Here is a 9,879-nt window from a genome sequence, read left to right as displayed (position 1 = left end):
AAATGCTACACTATATTTTACTTTTCTTGTCATAAAAAATGCCCCCAAAAGTGTCTAACTTTTTGGGGGCAGTGTATTAGGGAGCCTTTTTATAATGTTGTGTTAAAATTATTTCAATTTACGTTGTTTGTAAATTTCTTCAGCTTTTTGTACAGCTTTGTACGAATCTACAACACCTCCAGCAACAGAAATGTCTTTTAATTGATCATTTTTATTCACTGTTTCCATTAAAATATTACGAATATCCTCTGCAGTTAATTTTGGATAGTGTGACCAAACCATTGCAGCAACACCAGCAACAGCAGGAGAAGCCATAGAAGTTCCATTTAAGAAACGGTATTGATCTACACCTGGATAAGTAGCATAAATTTCTTGTCCTGGTCCAAAAACATCAACTGATTTTTTACCATAATTTGAGAAACGAGCTTTTAAAGCATTTGGATCTTTTGTTGATGCACCAACTGTTAAAACAGATTTAGAAACTGCATTTCCATTTCTGAAATTTGTTGGATAATGAACATGAACATCAATATCTTCGTTGCTGTTTCCTGCTGCTTTTACAATTAAAACTCCTTTATCCGAAGCATATTTGAAAGCATCCCAAACTAAATCCGCATCGGGAGAGTATGGTTTTCCGAAAGACATGTTTAAGATTTTAGCACCATTGTCCACTGCATAATAAATTGCATTTGCAACATCTTTGTCACGCTCATCACCATTTGGAACTGTACGAACTGACATAATTTTTACATTATTTCCACCAATTGTACCATCGTTTCCGATGTTATTTCCTCTTACAGCACCAATAATTCCAGCAACGTGTGTTCCATGAGATGACTCAGGACCATTAGAATCTCCATTTCCGTAAAAACGTTCTTTCTTATCGTTTGGATTGTCAACGTCTTTGCGATCAACTAAATTTAAGTTCAGGTGAGATGTTAAAGCATCACCTTTTGCAGCACGGCGTGCAGCTCCTAAGTAAGTATTGGCAACCTCTTTCATGGTTTTACCAACCCATTGCTCTTCTTTTAATTCACCAAAAATCCATAAAGCTTCTAAAATTTGTGAATCTGTTGGTTGGTAATTAGCCAAAACATCTTTTGATAATTTAGTGTCACCAAATTCTAAAACCATTTTATTTACACCACCTTCAACTGCGTTTAGTTTTGATTGTGCAACTTGTTGGTTGTATTTTGCTTTACCTACAGCGCTTAAATATTCTTTTTCAATTTTTTGAAACTCTGCATATTCTGTTGGATTTTTTGCAATTGCAGCATGATTTTTTTTCTGATCGTAAGTAGCGTATTTATTCGATAAGTTTTTGTAAATACGCGTTATTTCAGTTGTATCATCATTATAATTGATTCCTTTCGCTGTTCCCAAATAAGACCATCCGTGTACGTCATCAATGTAACCATTTTTGTCATCATCAATTCCGTTTCCTGGGATTTCTTTTGGATTTGACCACATATTTGCTTTCAAATCTTCGTGGAAATGCTCAACACCACTGTCTAATACGCCTACAATAATTGTATTGGCTTTTCTTTTCTTGTCTTTTAAAAATTGTAATGCTTGATCAGTATTTACACCATAAATACCTGTTTGTTCTACACTTGCATGGTACCATTTTTCTTTCGGTACTTCTGTTGTTTGTGCTTGAGCAAACCCTAATGTAAAGGCAAATCCTAAAGCAATAAATAATTTTCTCATGTTGTTATTTTATTAAGTTTTTTAAATACACTGCGGCACTTGGACCTTCGCTAAAAAGTAAATCTAAGATACTCAATCCTTCAACGAATTCAAATTTGTCATCAAAAACTTGTGCGTATTCGGGTAAGTTGTATTGAGGTGCTTTTTTAGCAGAAAATTGATTTCTAAAATCATTTTCAGGTAATATAGATTGATAAGTTTCTGTTTTAGAAACTTCCAAGTCTAAGTTTAATTTTTTGTTGATGAATTCAATTGTTTTTAAATTCAAATCCAATAAAAATTTTTCCTTCTGTTCTAAAATTGGAATAATTTCATCTTCATAATACTCAAAATATGGAGAACTTTGATAAGCTGATTTTAACGATTTGATGTGTTCTTTCTGCCAATCATATTCATAAGAAGGTTGTAAATCTTTGAACAATCGAGTTCCGTTGTGAAAGATGGGAATATTTAACATCAACTTACCATTTGCGCCCAAAATATACATGCGATTACGGTAAGTTTGCTTTTGAAAATTTTCTTGAACTTCGATATCCAAAGTCTGGCTTTTTACCATTTCTGCATAGTAATCAATCGGTCCAAAATAAAAAGCGGCAAACGTATTTTTCATTCGTTTTTATTATTTTTCTGTATATAAACTGTGCATTACAATTACTTATAATGCACAGTTTTGAGTTATTTATTTTCGAATAACAAATTTTATTTTTTAAAATTTGACTACAAAATAATTTTAATAGTTGTTTTTCTTTTTCTCTTTTCGAGCTTTTACAATATCGTATCCAATCCAACCAATTAACGCAATTAAAACATAAATTCCGTACGATGTTTTGTTTGGATTATCGTTGTTGATTGAGGTAAAGAATCGATCCCATATAAATTTCTTAGGAGCTGCAGGTTCAAACATTCCATTCATATTTGCCCAAATCATAATTGGACGACCAATGATATGATCTTCTCCAACATATCCAAAGAAACGCGCATCTAATGATTGATTTCTGTTATCACCAACCATAAAATAGTAGTTTTGTTTGATTTCGTATTTGTCTGTTTTTTGATCGTTGATAAATACATCAAACTTACCATTAGCAGAATCAACTTTTAGCGTATTGTTTTCGTAACGACGAATAATATTGATGTATTGTGCCAACGTTTCTTTGTTAACATCTACAACATCTCCTTTTTTCGGAATGTATAAAGGACCGTATTGATCTGTATTCCAGTTTTTGTTAACAGGGAAAATCGTATTTGTACTATCGATTTTACCATTCACAATATGTTCTGTTTTTTGACCAACTGGTTGTAAAATAGGTTCGATAGAAACTACATTTGCATTCGATTTCATTGCTGTGACATGTGCGTCAGTTAATGCAGCAAATTGATAGATAAATGTACCATCAGTTTGTTTTCCAGCTTGATAATCTGTACTGATAATTCCAAAATTATCGTATAATAGTTTATCACTAAATGGAGTTTTTACAACCACTAAATATGAATGCTGAACTTGTGCATCTTTTTTCGGGATGAATTTTTTGTCGTTTACATATAAAACACCATTTCGAATTTGAACTGTTTCTCCTGGCAAACCAACCAAACGTTTTACATATGCATCTTTACGATCAATTGCATTGTAAATAGAATCGGTAGGGTAATTGAAAACAACAATGTCATTTGATTTTAAATCTCTCCAACCCGGAACACGCATGTAAGGCAAACGTGCTTTATCGATAAAACCATCACGGTAAATGAATTCTGAGAAAGGAATTCCAATAGGAGTAATAGGAACACGTGCACCGTAACTTACTTTTTCTACAAAAAGGGCGTCACCAATTTTGATTGTATTTTCCATTGATCCTGTAGGAACAATCATAGGTTGTATAAACCAGTTGTGAACTAATGTCGCTAATACAAGCGCAAAAATTAAGGAAGAAACAAAAGTAGGTTTACGTTTTTCAGGACCTAAATATTTTGGATTATCAGCATAATTTACTGCAAAAATGTATAAACCTAATGTCAAAACCATGATGACTTTATCTTTGGTTTCAATTTTTCCGTAAGAGTCGCCTAAATCAACAAAGAATACTAACCAAAAAATAGGACCAACAATTGGCAAATAAAATAGAATAATCCACCATTTTGGACGATGAATAATTTCTAAACCTTTCCAAATATTAAGAAAGGGAATATAGGCCTGCCAAGCTTCTTTTCCTGCATTTTTATATAATTTCCAAGTTGCAGCTCCAAAGATTACATTGGCTATGATAAAACCAATTAACCAGTAAATTAGTACATGCATAAGTTTTTGATATTTAGTATTTTAATTTAGTTCAGTTCAAGTACATCTTTCATTGTAAAAACACCTTGTTTATTCCAAATCCATTCCGCAGCAATTACAGCACCTAAGGCAAAACCTTTGCGTGAATGAGCGGTATGAGAAATTTCAATTGTGTCTACTTCCGAATTATATTGCACGATATGTGTTCCAGGAACATCTTCTATTCTTTTTGCTTCGACAGGAATAATATCTTTTGCTTTTTCATCCATCGACCAAGAAGTATAAGAAGAATGATCAATAATTCCTTCTGCAATTGTAATTGCAGTTCCTGAAGGTGCATCAAGTTTTTGTGTGTGATGAATTTCTTCTAAATTAATTTGATATTCGTTGCGGTATTTATTCATCATTCGAGCTAAAATAGAATTCAATTCAAAGAATAAATTTACACCTAAACTAAAATTAGAAGCATATAAAAAAGCCGTATGATTAGCAATGGCTAATTGATTTATTTCACCTTGTTTCTCTAACCATCCTGTTGTTCCACATATAGTTGCAACGTTGTTCTCAAGTAATACTTTAAGATTATCGAATGCAAATTCTGGTCGAGAAAATTCGATTGCAACTTCAACATCTTTTAATTCTTCTGGAAGAGGAGTACGAGAAATTTTAAGTACAACATCATGACCACGTTGAACTAAAATTTCTTCTATTGCTTTTCCCATTTTTCCGTATCCTATTAATGCAATTTTCATCTTTAATTTCTAAAATTTTAAGTTAAATGCCAATCCCAAAACTGGCTCTAATGTCATTTCATCTTGAATGACAGTTGGTTTAAATGACATTTCAGTGTCGTTTCGTACTGTAAATAAATGTGCATCAACTGTAGCATCAACAACATTTAATAAATAAGCTAACGCAGTTAACGCAACACTATAATCACGTTTTCGTTTGTAATCGTCTTGTATAACTGCCAGTTGTTCTGGAGTTAAAATACCAGAAAATTCGTTTGGAGTTCCTTCTCTTACTGCAATGTACGCTTTTCGGTACTTTTTATATAAATTATTGTAATAGATTGTAAAACCTGTGCCTGTACCAACTAATCCCAATGCAATTGGTGCTTTCCACCATTTTTTATTGTACAATTGTCCTGCACCTGGTAAAATAGCTGAATACAACGAAGCTTTGATTGGACTTTTTTCCATTAAGACTTCGTTACTAATTTTAACAGAATCTTTTACGATTAGAGTTGAATCTATTTGAACTTGGGCAAATGAAAACGTTGAAGCCATCATTAATCCAAGAAATAATCCTTTAATTTTCATTCAAAAACTTTCTTAAACGTTCAAACTCATCATCAGAAGTAAAATTCAAAATAATTTTACCTTTACCATTATTCGCACGTTTTATTTCGACTTTCGTTTTCAAAGAATTTGAAATAGAACTTAATGCTTCTTTGTACTGAGAAGGCAATTCATCTTTAGCTTTCTTCTCAGGTTTCCCTTCTTTTATTGATTTGATTAGACGTTCTGTATCACGTACAGATAAATTATTTTTGACAATTTTTTCGTAAATATCAAACTGTAAATCCGCATCATCAATTGCCATTAAAGCACGCCCATGTCCCATCGAAATCATTCCATCTCGAATTCCTGTTTGGATAATTGGATCTAATTTTAATAGACGTAAATAATTTGTAATAGATGTTCTATCTTTCCCAACACGTTTACTTAATTCTTCTTGAGTAAGCTTGATTTCATCCATTAATTGTTGGTAAGAAAGTGCAATTTCAATAGCATCTAAATCTTGACGTTGAATATTTTCGACCAATGCCATTTCCAACATTTCTTGGTCATTTGCTAATCGCACATAAGCCGGAATTGTCTTTTTTCCTGCCAATTGCGAAGCACGAAAACGTCTTTCACCTGAAATCAATTCATATTCACCTGTTGGTTTTTTACGAATTGTAATGGGTTGAATAACGCCTAATGTTTGAATAGAAGCGACTAATTCATCTAAAGCTTTTTTATCAAAATTAGTTCGTGGTTGCCAAGGATTTGCGGTTATTTTTTCTAAATCTATTTCCAAAATATTTCCAACCAATTTCTTCGCACCTTCATCTTGTGCTGTTTTTACCGTTGGTTCATCTTTTAATAGAGCTGATAATCCACGTCCTAAGCGATTATTTTTATTTGGCTTTGCCATTTTATTTAAACTGTATCGTTGTTGTTAATTAAAAATTCACGCGCTAAATTTAAGTAATTTTCTGCACCTTTACTTGCTGCATCGTACTGAATAATTGTTTCGCCAAAACTTGGCGCTTCAGACAAACGCACATTTCGCGTAATAATTGTTTTGAAAACCATTTGCGGAAAATGATTGTTTACCTCATCTAAAACCTGATTAGATAGGCGTAAACGCGAATCGTACATTGTCAACAATAAACCTTCAATATCCAATTCTTTGTTGTGGTGTTGTTGAATTCCTTTTATTGTATTTAATAATTTTCCTAATCCTTCTAAAGCAAAATATTCGCACTGAATAGGAATAATTACAGAATCTGCAGCTGTAAGTGCATTCAAAGTAATCAAGCCAAGTGAAGGCGCACAATCTATAATTATATAATCATATTGATCTTTGATTTCCGACAACGCAGTTTTTAACATGTATTCGCGGTTCTCGTAATCTACAATTTCAATCTCGGCAGCAACTAAATCTAAATGAGCAGGCATTAAGTCTAAGTTAGGCGATTCTGATTGTAAAATAGCTTCGCTTGCAAGAACTTCATGTTCTAATACTTCATAGGTTCCTGCTTCGATTTCATCCAAATCAAAACCTAAACCAGATGTTGCATTTGCTTGCGGATCTGCATCAATTAATAAAACTTTTTTCTCTAAAACACCTAAAGAAGCGGCAAGATTTAACGAGGTTGTCGTTTTTCCTACGCCACCTTTTTGGTTCGCAATAGCAATAATTTTACCCATAATTTACGTTCAAAACGATTTCAAAAATACAATATTTAACCTTGTTAAACCTTAAAGAAAAAATAAAATTTTGAACAATTGTAGAATATTTAAATTATCGCTAACATTAAGAGTTAACTATTGATAAATTTTAATATTATTTTATCTTTTTAACAGAATTAAAAAACATATATTTGCGGCAAGTATTTTTATAATTTTTTTAATAAAAAAAGTTGATGAGTTTTAACCTTTTATTCGAAAGCGTTGAAATTAAAAAAAATCTCAACGCATTACTTTTAATGAATCGAAAAGAGTCTAAGAATTATTCTTTCCCTTTATTGCTTCGCAATGTATATTATGCGATACGTCTGTAATACCCTAAAATTTTTCTCGCAAATTTTTTAGAATTATTCAACACACGTAACATTTATAAAGCATAATGAAAACTAAATACATAGATTTAATCACGCAATCATTTGACTTTCCGCAAGATGAATTTGAATTGGATGGAGAGCACTTAAAATTTAATGGAATCGACTTGAAAGCTTTAGTCGAAGAACATGGAACACCATTAAAATTTACTTACTTACCAAAAATCTCACAAAACATTCAAAGAGCGAAAGGTTGGTTTGAAAAAGCGCGTGAAGAATTAAACTATGAAGGAACTTACAATTATTGTTATTGTACAAAAAGTTCTCACTTTCGTCATATATTAGGCGAAGCATTAAAAAACGATATTCACATCGAGACATCTTCTGCATTTGACATTAATATTGTCGAAAATTTGATTAAAGAAGGATTGATTACAGACGATCAATATATCGTTTGTAATGGTTTTAAACGTGAAGAATATGTAGAAAACATTGCTCGTTTGGTCAATAACGGACATCGCAAAACAATTACAGTTATTGATAATTACGAAGAAGTTGATTTATTTTCGGAAGCTATCGAAGGTGATTTCGAAATCGGAATTCGTATTGCATCTGAAGAAGAACCAAAATTCGAGTTTTATACGTCTCGTTTAGGAATAGGATACAAAGACATTGTTCCTTTCTATCAAACAATGGTAAAACCAAATGAACGCATTAAATTGAAAATGCTTCATTTCTTTATCAATACAGGAATTAAAGATAATTCATATTATTGGAATGAGTTGACAAAATGTTTGAGAGTTTATGTAAACCTTAAGAAAGTTTGTCCAGAATTAGATAGTTTGAATATCGGTGGTGGATTTCCAATCAAAAATTCGTTGAATTTCGAATATGATTACGAATACATGGCGAAAGAAATCTTGTTGCAAATTAAAATGATTTGTGACGAAGAAGGTATTCCTGTTCCAAATATTTTTACAGAATTTGGATCGTTTACAGTAGGTGAAAGTGGAGGAGTGATCTACAAAATTCTTTATCAAAAGAAACAAAATGATAAAGAGTATTGGGATATGATCGATTCATCTTTCATGACGACTTTACCAGATGCTTGGGCAATTTCAAAACGATTTGTAATGTTGCCAATTAACCGTTGGTACGATAAATACGAACGTGTATTATTAGGTGGTTTAACGTGTGATTCTGACGATTATTATAACTCAGAACAACATGTAAATGCTATTTATTTGCCAAAATACGATCAAGCAAAACCATTGTATATTGGTTTCTTTAATACAGGAGCGTATCAAGATAATATCAGTGGATTTGGTGGAATAAATCACTGTTTGATTCCTCAGCCAAAATATATTTTGATTGATGAAAACTACGAAGCAAAAGTGTATTCAGAAGAACAAACACACCAAGATGTGTTGAATACATTGGGATATAAATAATTAGAATTTTAATAAAATAAAAACAAATAAAATGAGTAAAGGACCAATCAGTCAGTTTATAGAGCACAACTATAGACACTTTAATGCAGCTGCATTAGTAGATGCAGCTAAAGGATATGAAGCGCATTTAGAAGATGGGGGAAAAATGTTAATTTCTATGGGAGGTGCAATGAGTACTGCTGAATTAGGAATTTCATTAGCTGAAATGATTCGTCAAGATAAAGTTCAATTTATATCTTGTACAGGAGCTAACTTAGAAGAGGATGTGATGAACTTAGTGGCTCATTCTCATTACAAAAGAGTGCCAAATTATAGAGATTTAACTCCAGAACAAGAAAGAGAATTATTAGATAATCATTATAACCGTGTAACAGATACATGTATTCCTGAAGAGGAAGCATTCCGTCGTTTACAAAAACATTTAGAAGATGTTTGGCATGCTGCTGAAGCAAAAGGTGAACGTTATTTTCCACACGAATTTTTATATCAAGTAGTTAACTCAGGTGTTTTAGAGCAATACTATGAAATTGATCCTAAAGATTCTTGGATTGTTGCTGCGGCTGAGAAAAACTTACCAATCGTTGTTCCAGGATGGGAGGATTCGACTTGTGGAAATATCTTTACTTCAAACGTAATTAAAGGTAATTTGAACGTACATACAGTAAAATCTGGTATCGAATACATGATTTATTTAACAGAATGGTACCGTGCAAATTCTGATGGAAAAGGAGTAGGGTTCTTCCAAATTGCGGGTGGTATCTCAGGAGATTTCCCTATTTGTGTAGTTCCAATGATGTACCAAGATTTAGAATGGACTGATGTTCCGTTCTGGGCATATTTCTGTCAGATTTCTGATTCTACAACATCTTACGGTTCTTATTCAGGAGCAGTTCCTAACGAAAAAATTACATGGGGTAAATTAGATGTTGATACACCAAAATATATGATCGAATCTGATGCGACAATCGTTGCACCATTGATTTTTAATTACATTTTAGGAAACTAAGATTAAATTTTCAACAAATAAAAAAGCCACTTCTATTACACTGCCCCCAAAAAGTTAGACACTTTTGGGGGCATTTTTTATGACAAGAAAAGTAAAATATGGTGTAGCA

At 32.3% G+C, this 9,879-nt stretch carries 9 protein-coding genes; 2 read left to right on the top strand and 7 right to left on the bottom strand.

Features of this window, described 5'->3' with window-relative positions; all coding sequences use genetic code 11:
• Positions 1–108: 108 nt before the first annotated feature.
• The 7 genes from HX088_RS13185 to HX088_RS13155 form a co-directional block, all read right to left on the bottom strand.
• Complete coding sequence (locus HX088_RS13185; protein WP_260542934.1) at positions 109–1,710, bottom strand: S8 family serine peptidase; 1,602 nt, start codon at positions 1,708–1,710, stop codon at positions 109–111.
• A 4-nt stretch (positions 1,711–1,714) separates the two neighbouring features.
• The gene (locus HX088_RS13180; RefSeq protein ID WP_171623601.1) at positions 1,715–2,320 is read right to left on the bottom strand and encodes a WbqC family protein; all 606 of its coding nucleotides are present in this window, start codon (positions 2,318–2,320) and stop codon (positions 1,715–1,717) included.
• A 120-nt stretch (positions 2,321–2,440) separates the two neighbouring features.
• Complete coding sequence (lepB, locus tag HX088_RS13175) at positions 2,441–4,003, bottom strand: signal peptidase I (protein WP_225540508.1); 1,563 nt, start codon at positions 4,001–4,003, stop codon at positions 2,441–2,443.
• A 26-nt stretch (positions 4,004–4,029) separates the two neighbouring features.
• Positions 4,030–4,734: a 4-hydroxy-tetrahydrodipicolinate reductase gene (gene dapB, locus HX088_RS13170; protein ID WP_260542939.1), complete on the bottom strand. Its 705-nt coding sequence runs from the start codon at positions 4,732–4,734 to the stop codon at positions 4,030–4,032.
• A 9-nt stretch (positions 4,735–4,743) separates the two neighbouring features.
• Positions 4,744–5,304: a DUF5683 domain-containing protein gene (locus tag HX088_RS13165; protein WP_171623598.1), complete on the bottom strand. Its 561-nt coding sequence runs from the start codon at positions 5,302–5,304 to the stop codon at positions 4,744–4,746.
• Positions 5,294–6,184, bottom strand: a complete 891-nt coding sequence (locus HX088_RS13160) for a ParB/RepB/Spo0J family partition protein (RefSeq protein ID WP_171623597.1) — start codon at positions 6,182–6,184, stop codon at positions 5,294–5,296. Before HX088_RS13160 ends, HX088_RS13165 begins: the two co-directional genes overlap by 11 nt.
• A 5-nt stretch (positions 6,185–6,189) precedes the next feature.
• Positions 6,190–6,963 carry a ParA family protein gene (locus HX088_RS13155; protein WP_171623596.1) on the bottom strand — a complete coding sequence of 258 codons (774 nt, stop codon included), beginning with the start codon at positions 6,961–6,963 and terminating at the stop codon, positions 6,190–6,192.
• Positions 6,964–7,381: 418 nt separating this feature from the next.
• Here HX088_RS13155 and HX088_RS13150 point away from each other — a divergent pair, with 418 nt between their 5' ends.
• Both HX088_RS13150 and HX088_RS13145 read left to right on the top strand, forming a co-directional pair.
• A complete protein-coding gene (locus HX088_RS13150) occupies positions 7,382–8,764 on the top strand; it encodes a type III PLP-dependent enzyme domain-containing protein (protein ID WP_171623595.1) in 1,383 nt (460 codons plus the stop codon).
• A gap of 31 nt (positions 8,765–8,795) precedes the next feature.
• Positions 8,796–9,770: a deoxyhypusine synthase family protein gene (locus HX088_RS13145; RefSeq protein WP_171623594.1), complete on the top strand. Its 975-nt coding sequence runs from the start codon at positions 8,796–8,798 to the stop codon at positions 9,768–9,770.
• The last annotated feature ends 109 nt before the right edge of the window (positions 9,771–9,879 follow it).

It is taken from the genome of Empedobacter sp. 225-1, from assembly GCF_030328185.1.
Lineage (GTDB): Bacteria > Bacteroidota > Bacteroidia > Flavobacteriales > Weeksellaceae > Empedobacter > Empedobacter stercoris.
This window is presented reverse-complemented; position numbering and strand designations above follow the sequence as displayed.